Annotated in this window: 14 protein-coding genes; 6 read left to right on the forward strand and 8 right to left on the reverse strand. The window is 69.4% G+C overall.

The features are described 5' to 3' along the window. Positions 1-32: 32 nt before the first annotated feature. A complete protein-coding gene (locus tag ACZ69M_RS18965; RefSeq protein ID WP_470051188.1) occupies positions 33-668 on the reverse strand; it encodes a vitamin K epoxide reductase family protein in 636 nt (211 codons plus the stop codon). 139 nt (positions 669-807) lie between these two features. On the opposite strand from ACZ69M_RS18965, the gene ACZ69M_RS18970 reads away from it, so the two are divergent. Genes ACZ69M_RS18970 through ACZ69M_RS18985 form a run of 4 tightly spaced genes read left to right on the forward strand, consistent with a single transcriptional unit; the run spans position 808 to position 4,338 of the window. Continuing rightward, complete coding sequence (locus tag ACZ69M_RS18970; protein WP_470051190.1) at positions 808-1,674, forward strand: ABC transporter ATP-binding protein; 867 nt, start codon at positions 808-810, stop codon at positions 1,672-1,674. Next, entirely contained in the window at positions 1,671-2,516 is an 846-nt protein-coding gene (locus tag ACZ69M_RS18975) for an ABC transporter permease (protein WP_403694869.1), read from the forward strand. Before ACZ69M_RS18970 ends, ACZ69M_RS18975 begins: the two co-directional genes overlap by 4 nt. Continuing rightward, positions 2,513-3,718 (forward strand): sensor histidine kinase, encoded by a 1,206-nt coding sequence (locus tag ACZ69M_RS18980; RefSeq protein ID WP_470051192.1) that lies wholly within the window; start codon positions 2,513-2,515, stop codon positions 3,716-3,718. Before ACZ69M_RS18975 ends, ACZ69M_RS18980 begins: the two co-directional genes overlap by 4 nt. Next, on the forward strand, positions 3,715-4,338 hold the full coding sequence (locus ACZ69M_RS18985) for a response regulator (protein WP_266416313.1): 624 nt from the start codon (positions 3,715-3,717) through the stop codon (positions 4,336-4,338). Before ACZ69M_RS18980 ends, ACZ69M_RS18985 begins: the two co-directional genes overlap by 4 nt. A gap of 96 nt (positions 4,339-4,434) precedes the next feature. Here ACZ69M_RS18985 and hisS read toward each other — a convergent pair whose 3' ends face one another. Both hisS and ACZ69M_RS18995 read right to left on the reverse strand, forming a co-directional pair. Beyond that, complete coding sequence (gene hisS / locus ACZ69M_RS18990; RefSeq protein WP_470051194.1) at positions 4,435-5,697, reverse strand: histidine--tRNA ligase; 1,263 nt, start codon at positions 5,695-5,697, stop codon at positions 4,435-4,437. A gap of 12 nt (positions 5,698-5,709) precedes the next feature. Then, positions 5,710-6,435, reverse strand: a complete 726-nt coding sequence (locus ACZ69M_RS18995) for an MBL fold metallo-hydrolase (protein ID WP_352047909.1) — start codon at positions 6,433-6,435, stop codon at positions 5,710-5,712. 180 nt (positions 6,436-6,615) lie between these two features. Here ACZ69M_RS18995 and ACZ69M_RS19000 point away from each other — a divergent pair, with 180 nt between their 5' ends. Both ACZ69M_RS19000 and ACZ69M_RS19005 read left to right on the forward strand, forming a co-directional pair. Beyond that, positions 6,616-7,437: a peptidylprolyl isomerase gene (locus ACZ69M_RS19000; protein WP_352047910.1), complete on the forward strand. Its 822-nt coding sequence runs from the start codon at positions 6,616-6,618 to the stop codon at positions 7,435-7,437. A gap of 135 nt (positions 7,438-7,572) precedes the next feature. Further along, a complete protein-coding gene (locus tag ACZ69M_RS19005; RefSeq protein ID WP_470051197.1) occupies positions 7,573-8,802 on the forward strand; it encodes a DUF349 domain-containing protein in 1,230 nt (409 codons plus the stop codon). A gap of 127 nt (positions 8,803-8,929) precedes the next feature. Here ACZ69M_RS19005 and ACZ69M_RS19010 read toward each other — a convergent pair whose 3' ends face one another. The 5 genes from ACZ69M_RS19010 to yajC form a co-directional block, all read right to left on the reverse strand. Further along, positions 8,930-11,467 carry a RelA/SpoT family protein gene (locus ACZ69M_RS19010; RefSeq protein ID WP_470051199.1) on the reverse strand — a complete coding sequence of 846 codons (2,538 nt, stop codon included), beginning with the start codon at positions 11,465-11,467 and terminating at the stop codon, positions 8,930-8,932. Positions 11,468-11,696: 229 nt separating this feature from the next. Then, positions 11,697-12,245: an adenine phosphoribosyltransferase gene (locus tag ACZ69M_RS19015; RefSeq protein WP_470051201.1), complete on the reverse strand. Its 549-nt coding sequence runs from the start codon at positions 12,243-12,245 to the stop codon at positions 11,697-11,699. After that, positions 12,242-13,357, reverse strand: coding sequence for a protein translocase subunit SecF (secF, locus tag ACZ69M_RS19020; RefSeq protein WP_470051203.1), 1,116 nt, complete (start codon positions 13,355-13,357; stop codon positions 12,242-12,244). Before secF ends, ACZ69M_RS19015 begins: the two co-directional genes overlap by 4 nt. A 1-nt stretch (position 13,358) precedes the next feature. Next, on the reverse strand, positions 13,359-15,140 hold the full coding sequence (gene secD / locus ACZ69M_RS19025; protein ID WP_470051205.1) for a protein translocase subunit SecD: 1,782 nt from the start codon (positions 15,138-15,140) through the stop codon (positions 13,359-13,361). 139 nt (positions 15,141-15,279) lie between these two features. Further along, positions 15,280-15,792, reverse strand: a complete 513-nt coding sequence (yajC, locus tag ACZ69M_RS19030) for a preprotein translocase subunit YajC (protein ID WP_470051207.1) — start codon at positions 15,790-15,792, stop codon at positions 15,280-15,282. Positions 15,793-15,944: the final 152 nt, after the last annotated feature.

Below are 15,944 nucleotides of genomic sequence, written 5' to 3' on the forward strand. Positions count from 1 at the left end.
ATGTCACGCCACTGACAATCCCCGCGGGGCTGTCAGCTGGTCCAGAAGTCCCACCAGCGGGTCAGGATCAGCATCCCGATGATCCCGATGTGCACGACGGGCAGGACCCAGGTGAACTCACCGAAGAAACTCTTCAGCCAGCGCGGGGCGGGCAGGAAGTCGTTGCGGACGTTCGACGAGGTCACGTACCAGAACATGATGATCGTGGCGACCCAGGCCAGCGAGCACCACAGGCACAGCGAGTTGATCCGGTACAGCGACTGGAACTGCAGCCAGGTGCAGAATCCGACGCCGAAGAGGGTGCCGGCGTTGAAGGTCAGCCAGTACCAGCGCGGGTAGGTGGCCCGCGCGAGCAGGCTCATCCCGACGCAGATCACGATGCCGTACGCGACGAGACCGAGCATCGGGTTGGGGAACCCGAAGGCCGCGGCCTGCTTGCTCTTCATGATGTTGCCGCAGGAGACGACCGGGTTCAGGCTGCATCCCGGCACGAAGTTCGGGTTCTCCAGCAGCTTGAACTTGTCGATCGTGATGACCCACGCGGCGAGCAGACCGGCCGCACCGGTGATCACCAGCAGCACGGCGAACGCACGGCTGCCGCCGACCGTCCGGGGACCGTCGGAGCGTTCCTGGTCGATGGAGACGTCCTTGACTGTCGTCTTGCTCATCACGCCGTTTCCGTAGTCTCGAAGGGCCTGCGGGCAACCGACATTGTGCCGCACCCACATGTGTGTCCACCGTTCGATGGACATAAGGAGGTACGCACGGTCGTCCCGAAGCGTTCGTTCCGGCGGCAGGCTCGTCGGCATGACAACACACGCGAACGAACTCGCGGTGGACGTACGGGGGCTGCGCAAGCAGTACGGGGACGTGACCGCCGTCGACGGCATCGATCTCGGCATCCGCCGCGGCGAGGTGTTCGGCCTGCTCGGACCCAATGGCGCGGGCAAGAGCACCACGGTGGAGATCCTCCAAGGCAACCGCGGGCGGGACGCGGGCGAGGTGTCCGTGCTCGGCGCGGACCCGGCGACGGGCACACGCGCGTGGCGCTCTCGGGTCGGCATCGTCTGGCAGGACGAATCGGCACCCGCGGAGTTGACGGTCGACGAGACCGTACGGCACTTCGCCCGCTACTACCCGCGGCCCCGCGACCCGCGGGAGGTCATCGGGCTCGTCGGTCTGGAGGCGAAGGCGGGCAGCCGCATCAAGACGCTCTCGGGCGGCCAGCGCAGGCGTCTGGACGTGGCGCTCGGGGTGATCGGAGGCCCCGAGCTGCTGCTCCTGGACGAACCGACGACCGGTTTCGACCCGGCCGCCCGCCGCCAGTTCTGGGACCTGATCCGCAAACTGGCCGACGAGGGCACGACCATCCTGCTCACCACGCACTACCTGGAGGAGGCGGAAGCGCTGGCGCACCGGCTCGCGGTCGTCGCGCGGGGCCGCGTCGTCGCGGAAGGCGAACCCGCCGCGCTCCGCGAACGCTTCGGCACCGAGGCGACCGTCGAGTGGACGGAGGCCGACGGCACGACGCGCAGCGAGCGCACGGACACCCCCACGCGCACGGTCGCGGAGCTCACCCGCCGCTTCGACGGCGAGATACCCGGGCTGAGCGTGACCCGCCCGACCCTGGAGGACGTCTACCTCCGCCTGACCGGACAGGAGAACGCGCGATGACCCTGACGACCGTACGCGTACGCGGCGAGGCCTCCTCCGTGCGGCTGCCCGGAGCCTGGGGCCTCGGCCTGCGGCGGGGCGCCCTGGAGATCAAGCAGTTCTTCCGTCAGCGCGACCAGGTGGTGTTCACCTTCGCCTTCCCCGTCGTCTTCCTGTTCCTCTTCGCGTCGATCTTCAGCGACGACGTGCGGGGCGCGGGCATCACCGCCTCCCAGTTGTACGTCCCCGCGATGATGGCCGCGGGCATCATGTCCACCAGCTTCCAGTCCCTCGGCATCTCCATCGCCATCGAGCGGGACGAGAAGGTGCTGCGGCGGCTGCGTGGCACTCCGATGCCGCCGGCCGCGTACTTCCTGGGCAAGATCTGGCTGGTCCTGGTCACCGGCCTCCTGGAGACGGCGATCCTGCTCGTCGTCGGCACGTCGCTGTACGACGTGAAGCTGCCCTCGGATCCCGCCAAGTGGGCCGACTTCGCCTGGATCTTCGTCCTGGGCCTGACGGCCTGCGCCCTGCTCGGCATCGCGATCAGCTCGGTGCCGAAGACCGGCAAGAGTGCCACGTCCGTCGTCGTGCTCCCCTTCCTCGTGCTGCAGTTCATCTCCGGGGTCTACATCGCCATCGACACGATTCCCGACTGGATGCTGAACATCGGCGCCCTGTTCCCGCTGAAGTGGATGTGCCAGGGGCTGCGCGGGGTGTTCCTGCCCGAGTCGGCGAAGGTCCTGGAGCAGGCGGGCGGCTGGGAGTTCGGGCGGATCGCCCTGGTGCTGGGGGCCTGGTGCGTCGGAGGATTGCTGCTGTGTCTGCTGACCTTCCGCTGGAAGAACCGCCGCGACGGATGACCGAACGGATCGCCGGACCCGGCGGCGCGAAGAGCTCGTACACCTGGGACCGCTCCTTCCGGCTCTGGGACTCGTATTTCGCTCTCGTGTGCGTGGCCACCCTGGTGTTCGTGCTCGGCACGGGGCATCCGGGGTGGCCCCTGCGTCTCGTCTCGGCGGCGCTGCTGGTGGCGCTGATTCCCTGGTACGTGATGGTGGGGCGGCCCGTCCTCGGCGGCGACCCGCCCGACGAACGCCGGGCCCTCGGCTATCTCGCGGGGGCGATCGTGCTGTTCCTGCCGTCGGGGATCCTCGTCGGTGAGACCCGGCTGATGGCCTTCGCGCTCGTCCCCCAGTGCTTCATGGCGCTGCGGCTGCGCTGGGCACTGGTGGCCGTGACGGTCATCAACATCGCGCCGGTGGCGGGTTGGGCGCTGCTGTGGTGGCCGAGCGGCCAGGACGTCTTCTTCAACTCGCTGTTCGGCGTGGTCACCCTCGTCTTCTCGGCGGCTTTCGGCAACTGGACCACCCGCATCATCGAGCAGAGTCAGGAACGGGCCGAGCTGATCGCCGAACTGGACGCCAGTCGCCACGAGCTCTCCCGGCTCTCGTCGGCGCACGGCGCGCTGGCCGAGCGGGAACGGCTCTCCCGGGAGATCCACGACACGCTCGCGCAGGGCTTCACGAGCCTGCTGATGCTGGTGCAGGCGGTCGAGGCCGAACTCGACCACGACGTGCCGCAGGCCCGCCGCCACCTGTCCCTGATGGCGGAGACGGCCCGGCAGAACCTCGCCGAGGCGCGGGCCCTGGTCGCCGGGGGCGCGCCCGCCGACCTCGACGGGGCCTCGCTGCCCGACGCGCTGCGCCGGCTGGCCGCGCGCCACGAGGCGACGGTCGACGTCTGCGGCCCCGTGCGCGCGCTGCCCGCCGGGCCCGAGGTCGTGGTCCTGCGTTCCTGCCAGGAGGCGCTTGCCAACGCCCGTAAGCACGCGGGGAGTTCGTCGACGATCGCGGTCGCCCTGACGTACGCCCACGATTCGCTGACGCTCTCCGTACGGGACGACGGCCCCGGCTTCGACCCCGCCGCGCCGGTCGGCGGTTACGGTCTGACCGGGTTGCGCGCCCGCGCCGCGGAAGTGGGCGGCAGGGCCCGGGTGCGCAGCGCGCCCGGCGAGGGCACGACCATCACCGTCTGTCTGCCCGTTCCAAGGAGTGACCCGTGATCCGCATCGTCCTGGCCGACGACCATCCCGTCGTACGGGAAGGGCTGCGCGCGATGCTCAGTGCCGAGCCCGACCTCGATGTGATCGCCGACGCGTCGAGCGGGCCGCAGGCGGAGGCGCTGGCGGCCGAACTCCGGCCGGACATCGTCCTGATGGACCTGCGGATGCCGGGGGGCGGGGGTGTCGACTCGATCGTGCGGATGACCGAGGCGGGGTTGGGCTGCCGGGTCATCGTGCTGACCACGTACGAGACGGACCGGGACATTCTGCGGGCGGTCGAGGCAGGAGCCGCGGGCTATCTCCTCAAGGACCTCCCTCGCGCCGAACTCGCCGACGCCGTCCGCTCCGCCGCGCGCGGCGAGACCGTGCTGGCCCCGTCCGTCGCCGCCCGGCTCGTCGACCAGCTCCGCACGAAGCCGGAGCGGCCGAGGTTGTCCGAACGTGAGACGGCGGTGCTGCGGCTGGTGGCGGAGGGCTGCACGAACGCCGAGATCGGGCGCCGCCTGTTCATCGGCGAGTCCACCGTGAAGACCCATCTGCTGCGGGCCTTCACCAAACTGGGGGTGGATGACCGAACCGCGGCGGTGACGAGCGCGATGCGCTTCGGCCTCCTGGACTGACCCCCGCCCCCAGGATTTCGGGGGCGGGGGGGCTGTGACATCCGCGGCTCCGCCGCGTGGGCGCGCCCGGCCCTCGCCGCCCGCGGTCGACGACCCTCAGCCCAGGCGCGTCTCGAGCTCCGCCACGATCTCGTTCACCCCGACCGCCACCTGCTCACCGGACTCCATGTCCTTGAGCTGCACCACGCCCTCGGCGAGATCCCGCTCACCGGCGACGATCGTGTACCGCGCCCCCGACCGGTTCGCGTTCTTCATCGCCCCCTTGAGCCCCTTGGACCCGTAGGAGAAGTCGGCGGCGATACCGAGCTTGCGCAGCTCGGTCGTCTTGGCGAAGAGCACCCGACGGGCCTCCTCACCGAGCGGAACGGCGAACACGCTCGTGGCCGCGGGGAGTTCGAGCGAGACACCCTCCGCCTCCAGGGCGAGCACCGTGCGGTCGACACCGAGCGCCCAGCCCACCGAAGGCAGTGCGGGGCCGCCGATCATCTCCGACAGCCCGTCGTAGCGCCCGCCGCCGCCCACCGCGGACTGGGAGCCCAGACCGTCGTGGATGAACTCGAAGGTGGTCCGCGTGTAGTAGTCCAGGCCGCGCACCAGCTTCGGGTCGTCCTCGAAGGCGACCCCTGCCTCCGTGATCAGCTCGCGCACCTCCTCGTGGTACGCCTTGCACGCGTCGCAGAGGTAGTCACGGAGCAACGGCGCGCCCACCAGCTGCTTCTGCACGTCGTCGCGCTTGTCGTCGAGGACCCGGAGGGGGTTGATCTCGGCGCGGCGCAGCGTGTCCTCGTCCAGGTCGAGGCCGCGCAGGAAGTCCTGCAGGGCGGCCCGGTACACCGGACGGCACTCCTGGTCGCCCAGCGAGTTCAGCAGGATGCGGAAGTCCCGCAGCCCAAGGGACCGGTACGCCTGGTCAGCCAGGATGATCAGCTCGGCGTCGAGCGCCGGATCCTCCGCACCGATCGCCTCGGCGCCGACCTGCGAGAAGTGGCGGTAACGGCCCTTCTGGGGACGCTCGTAGCGGTAGTAGGAGCCCGAGTACCAGAGCTTGACGGGGAGGTTGCCGGCCTTGTGCAGGTTGGCCTCCAGCGCGGCGCGCAGTACGGAGGCCGTGCCCTCGGGGCGCAGGGCGAGCTGGTCGCCGCCCTTGGTCTCGAAGGCGTACATCTCCTTGGTCACGATGTCGGTGGACTCACCGACACCGCGCGCGAAGAGCTCGACGTTCTCGAAGCCGGGCGTCTCGATGTAGCCGTAGCCGGAGTTGCGCAGCGGCGCGGCGATCGCCTCGCGCACGGCGAGGTACTTGGCGCTCTCCGGCGGGATCAGGTCGTACGTGCCCTTGGGGGCCTTGAAGGTGCTCACGAAAGTCTCTCGTCACATTCCTCGTCGGGGAGCGGGTTCGGCGCCGCGCCCTTGGCGGTCCGCCGCCACCTGCCGCAGATACGGGTTGGTGGCGCGCTCCTGGCCGATGGTCGTCTGGGGGCCGTGGCCGGACAGCACCACGGTCGAGTCGTCGAGCGGCAGGCACACACGGGCCAGCGAGCCGAGCATCTCGTCCATGTCACCACCGGGCAGGTCGGTGCGTCCGATGGAGCCGGCGAAGAGCAGATCGCCCGAGAAGAAGACCGACGGAATGTCCGTTCCGTCACGGGCTTCGGGCATCTGGAAGGTCACCGACCCCTTCGTATGGCCGGGCGCGTGCGCGACGGACAGCTCAAGACCGGCCAGCTCCAGCCGCGTGCCGTCGGTGAGCGTCCGCACGTCGTCCGGCTCCCCCACGGTCAGCTCGCCCATCAGCGGCATGCCGATGGACCGGCCGAGCGCCCGCTCCGGGTCGCTCATCATGTACCGGTCGTCGGGGTGGATCCAGGCCGGTACGTCGTGGGCGCCGCAGACGGGCACGACCGAGGCCACATGGTCGATGTGGCCGTGGGTGAGGACGACGGCGACGGGCTTGAGCCGATGCTTCTTGAGTGCGTCCTCGACTCCCTGGGCGGCCTGGTGGCCCGGGTCGATGATCACGCACTCCTCACCGGCGGCGGGGGCGACCAGGTAACAGTTGGTGCCCCAGGCCCCGGCGGGGAACCCGGCAATGAGCACGATCGTCCTTCGTGGTGGCGTACGCGTGATGCCGTACGGGGTGGGTGGCTGTGGATCAGAGCCTACCGGCGCTGCCGATTCCTCAGCTAACCCATATACGGTACGGGGCACACGCAGGCGGTCGGCTCACAAGACGCACGCGTCCCACCTGACGTACGAGACGCATGAGGAGATAACCCGGTGGTCACCCAGGAACAGCGGCGGCGTCAGCTCGCCCGGGAGAAGTTCTTGCGGCAGCAGCAGCGGCGTACGGCCGCGCGGCGCAAGTCACACATGCGCAATACGGTGGTCGCGTCGGTCCTCGGCGTGGTCGTCGTCGGCGGTGTGGTGTCGTACGCGACCGGGCTCTTCAAGAACGACGACAAGAAGGCCAACGCGGGCGCGGAGGTCACGCCGAGCGCCTCCCCGACCAGCAAGGCGCCGGACCCGTGCGCCAAGCCCGCCGAAGGCGCGGTGAAGTCGCTGAGCTGGAAGACGGAGCCGGCGATGGCCATCGACAAGTCGGCGGGCTACACGATGAAGCTGGCGACGACCTGCGGCGACATAGACGTCGCGCTGAAAACGGCCGCGGCCCCGCACACGGTGAACTCGTTCGACTTCCTCGCGGGCAAGGGGTTCTTCGACCACACCAAGTGCCACCGGCTCACCACGAACGGCATCTACGTGCTGCAGTGCGGTGACCCGAAGGGCACCGGCAGCGGCGGTCCCGGGTACACGATCCCGGACGAGAACCTGAAGGACACCAGCCTCAAGGGCGGCATCTACCCGGCGGGCACGATCGCGATGGCCAACACGGGCCAGAAGCACACCGGTGGCAGCCAGTTCTTCCTGGTGTACCAGGACAGTCAGCTACCGGCCAGCTACACACCGTTCGGAACTATTTCCAAGTCCGGCCTCACGGTTCTCAAAAAGATCGCCGCGGCCGGAGAGAGCACAGGCCAGGGCGACGGGGCGCCCAACGCGACGGTCGTGATCAACAAGCTGACCGTGACGAAATCCTGACCGTCAACTGCGAAATTTCGGTCGCGCTGGATGCGGACAGCCGCCGGGCTGGTCGCCTATGTTGGCCGTGACGAAACTGTGGACGATGCCCAGGGGCGCTGAAGCCCCTCGCAGGCATCATGTGGAGGAGGCGCTGTGAGCAGCGACCCGTGGGGCCGCGTCGACGAGACGGGGACCGTGTACGTGCGTACGGCCGACGGCGAGCAGGTCGTCGGTTCCTGGCAGGCCGGCTCTCCTGATGAGGCGCTGGCCTACTTCGAGCGCAAGTACGAAGGCCTGGTTGTCGAGATCGGCCTCCTCGAGCGACGAGTGAAAACCACCGACCTGTCGGCGAAGGATGCCCAGATCGCGATCGACCATATTCGCGAACAGGTGGTCGCCCACCACGCGGTCGGCGATCTGGAGGCGCTGAAGAAGCGGCTGGACAAGCTCGTCGAGACGGTCGACGCGCGCCGTGAGGAGCGCAAGGTCCAGCGTGCGAAGCAGTCCGACGAGGCGCGGCACGCCAAGGAGGCGCTGGTCGTCGAGGCGGAGGAGCTGGCGCAGAGCGACCAGTGGCGGGCGGCCGGTGAGCGGCTGCGCTCCCTGGTGGACACCTGGAAGGGGCTGCCGCGACTCGACCGCAAGTCGGACGACGAGCTGTGGCACCGCTTCTCGCACGCGCGCTCGGCGTTCTCCAAGCGCCGCAAGGCGCACTTCGCCTCGCTGGACGCGCAGCGCGAGGACGCCCGCAAGCTCAAGGAGAAGCTGGTCGCGGAGGCCGAGTCGCTGTCCGCTTCCACGGACTGGGGTCCGACGGCGGCGCGTTACCGCGAGCTGATGGCGGACTGGAAGGCCGCGGGCCGCGCGCAGCGTGAGCACGAGGACGACCTGTGGAACCGCTTCCGCGGCGCCCAGGACGTGTTCTTCGCGGCGCGCAGCTCGGTCTTCGCCGAGCGGGACGCCGAGCAGTCGGAGAACCTGAAGCTCAAGGAGGAGCTGGCCGAGGAGGCCGAGAAGCTCGTCCCGGTGCAGGACCTGAAGGCCGCCCGCGCCGCCTTCCGTTCCATCAACGAGCGCTGGGAGGCCATCGGCCACGTGCCCCGCGACGCCCGCCCGAAGGTCGAGGGCCGGATGCACGCGGTGGAGCGGGCTCTGCAGGAGTCCGAGGAGACCGAGTGGCGCCGGACCAACCCGGAGGCACGCGCGCGTGCCGAGGGTCTGACCGGTCAGCTGCAGGCCGCCGTGGACAAGCTCCAGGGCCAGATCGAGACGGCGCGCGCCGCGGGCAACGCTTCGCGGGCCGACAAGCTCCAGAAGGAGCTCGAGGGCCGTCAGGCGCTGCTGGACCAGGCGTTGAAGGGTCTCCAGGAGTTCGGCGGCTGAGGCTGCCGAGGCGGCTGGGTTTTCCCGCCACTACGTAGAGGGGCTCCCGTACGGTGCGTACGGGAGCCCCTCTACGTAGTGGCCCGTCGGCGACGGCTGCCTGTCGACGGCGGCCGGGCCTCGGACGTCAGGACCCGTCGGAGGGCCTGCGCGCCGAGGTCACCCGGTACACGTCGTACACGCCCTCCACGCCCCTGACCGCCTTCAGGACGTGCCCCAGGTGCTTGGGGTCGCCCATCTCGAAGGTGAAGCGGGAGGTGGCGACGCGGTCGCGGGAGGTCTGGACGGCCGCGGACAGGATGTTGACGTGCTGGTCGGACAGGACGCGGGTGACGTCCGACAGGAGCCGGGAGCGGTCCAGGGCCTCGACCTGGATGGCCACCAGGAAGACCGAGGACTGGGTGGGCGCCCACTCGACCTCGAGGATGCGCTCCGGCTCGCGGGAGAGCGAGTCGACGTTGACGCAGTCGCTGCGGTGCACCGACACGCCGCTGCCGCGGGTCACGAAGCCGATGATCGGGTCGCCGGGGACGGGCGTACAACAGCGGGCGAGCTTGACCCACACGTCGTCGACGCCCTTGACGACGACACCCGGGTCGGCGTTGGAGCGGCGCTTGCGGCCACGCCCGTGCGCGGGCGGAACGCTCTCGTCGATCTCCTCGGTGGCCGCCTCCTCGCCGCCGAGGGCCTGCACCAGCTTCTGCACGACGCTCTGCGCGGTGACATGGCCCTCGCCGATCGCCGCGTACAGCGAGGAGATGTCGGGGTAGCGCATCTCGTGCGCGAGGGTGACCAGGGAGTCGCCGGTGAGGATGCGCTGGATCGGCAGGTTCTGCTTGCGCATCGCCCGGGCGATCGCGTCCTTGCCCTGCTCGATGGCCTCGTCGCGGCGCTCCTTGGAGAACCAGGCGCGGATCTTGTTGCGGGCGCGCGGGGACTTCACGAAGCCCAGCCAGTCGCGGGAGGGTCCCGCACCGGCCGCCTTGGAGGTGAAGACCTCCACCAAGTCGCCGTTGTCCAGGGTGGATTCGAGCGGAACGAGGCGTCCGTTGACCCGTGCGCCTATCGTCCGGTGGCCGACCTCCGTGTGGACCGCGTACGCGAAGTCCACCGGTGTCGCGCCGGCCGGGAGCGCTATGACGTCGCCCTTGGGCGTGAAGACGAAGACCTCGTTGCGGGACAGGTCGAAGCGCAGGGACTCCAGGAACTCGCTCGGGTCCTCGGTCTCCTTCTGCCAGTCGAGCAACTGGCGCAGCCACGCCATGTCGTTGACGGTGTCCTGCCCCGCGCTGCCCTTGGCCGCCCGGGGGACGTCCGTACGGATCTTGGAAGAACCGGCGACGGTCTCCTGCTTGTACTTCCAGTGCGCGGCGATGCCGTACTCGGCACGGCGGTGCATGTCGAACGTGCGGATCTGGAGTTCGACCGGCTTGCCGTTGGGCCCGATGACCGTCGTGTGCAGCGACTGGTACATGTTGAACTTGGGCATCGCGATGTAGTCCTTGAACCGGCCGGGGACCGGGTTCCATCGCGCGTGCACGGTGCCGAGGGCCGCGTAGCAGTCGCGGACGGTGTCCACGAGGACGCGGATGCCCACCAGGTCGTAGATCTCCGCGAAGTCACGGCCTCGCACGATCATCTTCTGGTAGACGGAGTAATAGTGCTTCGGGCGGCCGGTGACCGTCGCCTTGATGCGGGCGGCGCGCAGGTCGGCCTGGACCTCGTCGGTCACTATGGCGAGATATTCGTCGCGCTTGGGCGCGCGCTCGGCGACCAGGCGCACGATCTCGTCGTACATCTTGGGGTAGAGGATCGCGAACGCGAGGTCCTCCAGCTCCCACTTGATGGTGTTCATGCCCAGGCGGTGGGCGAGCGGCGCGTAGATCTCCAGGGTCTCGCGCGCCTTCTTCTCCTGCTTCTCGCGCTTGAGGTAGCGCATGGTGCGCATGTTGTGCAGGCGGTCGGCGAGCTTGATGACCAGGACGCGGGGGTCCTTGGCCATGGCGACGACCATCTTGCGGACGGTCTCGGCCTGCGCGGCCTCACCGAACTTGACCTTGTCGAGCTTGGTGACGCCGTCGACGAGCAGGGCGACCTGGTCGCCGAAGTCGCGCTTGAGCGTGTCCAGGCCGTACTCGGTGTCCTCGACGGTGTCGTGCAGGAGACCGGCCATCAGCGTGGCGGGGTCCATGCCCAGTTCGGCGAGGATGGTCGTGACGGCGAGCGGGTGCGTGATGTACGGGTCGCCGCTCTTGCGCTTCTGACCGCGGTGCCAGCGCTCGGCGACCTGGTAGGCCTTCTCGATCTGCCGCAGCGTCGACGTCTCGATCTTCGGGTCGTTGCTGCGCACTATCCGCAGCAGCGGCTCCAGGACCGGGTTGTACGGGTTCGAGCGCTGCACGCCGAGCCGGGCCAGGCGGGCGCGGACGCGGTTGGAGGAGGAACTGGGGCGGCCGGACGGGGCGGCCGCGGAACGGACCGCCGGAGTCTTGGCGGGGCGCTCGGAAAGGGCCGGTTTGGGGCGTGGCTGCTCTGCCGCCTTGCCGTCGGGCGCCGACTGGGCGTGCTCGACCGGCCCGCTCGTGGCGTTCTTGGCGGGCGTCGCCGCGGGGGCCGAGGCAGGCTCGGGCTTGGCGGCGGTGAGTGGCTGGGCCTCGTCTGGCAAGAGGGCTCCTCGTGCGCGTTCCGGGTCCCCCGGTCAGGCTCCGGAAACCCCATGGTAGCGATCCTGGGCGCAGGGCTCGCTTTCGGCCGCTGGGGCGGCCTCGTACAGGAGGAACGCGAGAGGCGGGCTCCGGATTCCTCCGGGCCCGCCTCCACGGTGTCCTACGGGTGTCTCAGGGCCTTCCCAGGCCTTTCCCGGGGCTTTCCCCCAGGTGTCGCCAACGCGGCCCTCAGACCTTGAGGAGCGCCTCCAGCGGAGCGCCCGCGAGAGCCGGCTCCAGACGGCCGCGGCCGCCGAGGAACCCGAGCTCCATCAGCACGGCAACGCCCGCGACCTCGGCGCCCGCCCGGCGGATGAGCTGGAGCGAGGCCTCGGCGGTGCCGCCGGTGGCGAGGACGTCGTCGACGACCAGGACGCGGTCGGCCGCGCCCAGGTCTTCGGCGTGCACCTCGATCTCGGCCGAGCCGTACTCCAGGTCGTACGCCTGCGACAGGGTCGCTCCGGGGAGCTTGCCCGCCTTGCGCACGGGGATGAAGCCGATCCCGGCGCGGACGGCGACCGGGGCGCCGAGGATGAAGCCACGGGCCTCCAGACCGACGATCTTCGTGGCCTCGGCGCGCACGGCGATCTCCGCCAGGGCGTCGGTGAGCACCGTGAAGGCCGCCGGGTCCGCCAGGAGCGGTGTGATGTCCTTGAACATCACACCCGGCTCCGGGTAGTCGGCCACGTCGCGTATACGGCTGAGCAGCAGCGTCGTGATGTCCGTGAGCTCGGTCATCGGCGCTTCCCCGAGGGTCGGCCGCGACCGCGGTTGCGGGACGCGGGCTGGTTGCGCGGGCCGACGACCATGGGCCCGTCGTCCTCCGGCTCGTCGTCCAGCATCACGTCGGAGACCTCGGTCTCCAGGGGCTCGCCCTTGGCGGCGGCCTGGGCCCGCTTGGCGAGGACGCGCTTCCTGAGGGCCTTCATCTGCGGCTCGCGCTCCTTGAGGTCGGCGACGAGCGGCGTGGCGATGAAGATCGAGGAGTACGCACCGGCCGCGAGGCCGACGAACAGCGACAGCGAGATGTCGTTGAGCATGCCCGCGCCGAGGACACCGCCACCGATGAACAGCAGGCCGGCGACCGGCAGCAGCGCGACCACCGTGGTGTTGATCGAACGGACCAGGGTGCCGTTGATCGAGCGGTCGGCGATCTCGCTGTACGTGTAGCGGGTCTGCTTGGTGATGTCCTTCGTCTGCTCCTTGAGGCTGTCGAAGACGACGACCGTGTCGTAGAGCGAGTAACCGAGGATGGTGAGCAGACCGATCACGGTGCCCGGGGTGACCTCGAAGCCGACCAGGGCGTAGATGCCGACCGTGATCGTGATGTCGTGGATCAGGGCCACGAGCGCGGCCACGGCCATGCGCCACTCGAACGCGATCGCCAGGTAGATCACGACGAGGACCATGAAGATCGCCAGGCCCTCCCAGGCCTTGTTGGCGATCTGGTCACCCCAGCTGGGGCCGACCAGGTCCGCGTTGATCGACTCCGCGTTGACGTGCAGGTTCTTGGCGAGGTCGGCCTTGATCTTGTCGGACTTGTCCGTGTCGATGCCGGCGACCTGGATGCGCAGTCCACCGTTGCCGAGCTTCTGGACGACCGCGTCGTGGCCGGACGAGTCCTGCGCGTACGTCTCGGCCTGGGCCACCGAGACGCTGGTCTTGTCGGTGGTGAAGACGGCCCCGCCCTGGAACTCGATGCCCATGTTCAGGCCGCGCACCGTCAGGCCGAGGATGGCCGTGATGGTGATCAGGATCGAGATGCCGTACCAGATCTTGCGCTTGCCGACGAAGTCGTAGCCGATCTCGCCGCGGTGGAGCCGGGCGCCGAGGGTGCCGAGTTTCGACATCTCACGCCTCCTTCGGGTCGACGGGGGCGGAGGGACGGCGCGTACGGCGCAGCGGTGGTTTGGCGCCCAGGGCCTTGGGGTCGAGGCCGGACCACTTGTGGCCGCTCGCGTAGAACTTCCGGCGGGCGAGGAGCGTCATCAGAGGCTTGGTGAAGAAGAACACGACGACCACGTCGAGCACCGTGGTCAGACCGAGCGTGAACGCGAAGCCCTGGACCTTGCCGACGGTGACGATGAAGAGCACCGCGGCGGCGAGGAACGACACGAAGTCGGAGACCAGGATGGTGCGCCGGGCGCGCGGCCAGGCACGCTCGACGGCCGGGCGCAGGGAGCGGCCCTCGCGGATCTCGTCCCGGATGCGTTCGAAGAACACGATGAACGAGTCCGCTGTGATGCCGATCGCGACGATCGCACCACAGACCGCAGGCAGGTTCAGCGCGAAGCCGATGGTGGGGCCGAGGAGCGCCATGATCACGTAGGTGAGGGCACCCGAGACCAGCAGGGAGGGGATGGCGATGATCGACAGGCCCCGGTAGTAGACCACCAGGTAGATGACGACCAGGCCGAGGCCGATGGCGCCCGCGATCAGACCGGCGTGCAGCTGCTCGCCGCCGAGCGCGGCGGTCACCGTGGTGACGCTCGACTCCTTGAAGCTGAGCGGCAGCGCGCCGTACTTCAGCATGTTCGCCAGGCTCTGCGCCTCGGTCTGGTCGAAGCTGCCGGAGATCTCCGCGCTGCCGCCGGTCAGCGCCTGCTGGACGAACGGGTCGGAGACGACGTCACCGTCGAGGACAATCGCGAACTGGTTCTGCGGGGACTGGTTCTTCGCGAGCTTGCCGGTGATGTCGGCGAACTTCTTGGAGCCACCGGAGGTGAACTCCATGGTGACCTTCCAGCCCGCCGCGCTCTGGGTGTCGAAGACGGCCGAGGCGGTCTTGATGTCCGTGCCCCGGACCTCGGCGGGGCCGAGGATGTACTTCTGCCACTGGCCCGAGGAGTTCTTGCCGCAGGCCACGGTGGGGTCGGTGTCCTTGACGCCTTCGCCGGCCTTGGCGCGCTGCGCCTTGTCCGTGCAGTCGAGTGCCTTGTACTGGGCCTCGAGCTTGGTGGCCGCGGCACTGGCGCTCGCGCTGCTGGTCGCCGACGGCGAGGCGCTGGAGGAGGCCGAGGGGCTGGCCGAGGAGCTCGCGGAGCTGCTCGGGGACGGCGTGGAGCCGGCCTTCAGGGCGTCGGTGACCGCACGGCCCTGGGAGGTGGCGGAGGACGTCGGGCTCGCGGAGCTCGACGAGGTCGCCTTGTCGGTGGCCTTGCCCGTGGCCTTCGAGGAGGAGCTGCCCGAGGCGCTGGGCGACGGGCTGGCCGTCGCGGCCGAACCGGAGATCTCGGTGGTCAGGACCGGACGGAAGTAGAGCTTGGCGGTGGTGCCGACCTGATCCCGGGCTTCCTTGGAGTTCGTGCCCTTGGGGATGTTGACAATGATGTTGTCGGATCCCTGGGTCTGCACCTCGGCCTCAGAAACGCCGAGACCGTTGACACGGCGGTTCATGATGTCGACCGCGGTGTTCATGTTGGTCTTGTTGATCGCGTTCGGCTGGCCCGGATCGTTCTTCGCCGTGAGCGTGATGCTCGTGCCGCCGGCGAGGTCGATACCGAGACGCGGGGTGGGGTGCCCGGAGAGGAACATCCCCCCCGTGAGCGCCGCGATGGCGATCAGGATGAAGGCCAGCGAGCGCCCCGGCCTGCTCTGGGCGCTCGCGCTCCGGCCCTTCTTCGGTGCTGCCACCTTCTCGTTCTCCCTCTCGGGCCGCCGTGCGCGGGGTCAGCGCGGGGGCGGCCATGACATGGTGTCGGGATTCCGTGCGAAAACGCAGGTCCCGGAGGTGCGGAGCGCAAGCGGATCGCGCCGCGTCCCCGGGGCGTGACTACTTCGCGTCGGACTCGCCGTCGGTCTTCTTCGGCTCTGCTTCGTCGGCCTCGTCGGCCTTCGCCTCGGCGGGCTTGTCGGACGGCTCGGCGGCCACGTCCTTCTTGCCGAGGTCGAGGGGCTTGTCGTCGGAGGCGTCGGAAGAGGCGTCGGCGGCGGGCTCGTCGGTCTCGGTGAGGGAGGAGGCGTCGTCGGGGACGACCGACCCGTCCGCGTCCAGGTCGTGCTCGATGCCGTGGACGATGCGGTTGTACTCGTCGTCGGTGAGCACGGCACCGATCGCGTTCTTCGCAAACAGCAGGTCGACGCCCGGGCCGGCGTCAAGGAGGACCGAGTCCTCGTTGACCTCCTTGACAGTGGCGTACATACCACCGATCGTGCGCACGCCGGAGCCGGGCTGCATCTCATTGCGCATGGAAGCCGCCGACTGCTGCTTCTTCTTGGCCGACCGGGTCATCAGGAACATGGCCCCGATGAGCACGATGAACGGGAGGAGGGTCACGAGACTCACGGGACGGAACTTCCTTCTTCGGCCGCGATGTGAGCGGCCTGCTGGATGGGGGTATGTATGCCGTCGACAAGGGCGGCACCGGCGGAGTCTAAGCGAGTCCGCACTCAGGGAACAACGCTCAGCATGGCACCGGGGTTCCTGACCCCGCGAGT

It is taken from the genome of Streptomyces sp. NPDC107454, assembly GCF_055582885.1.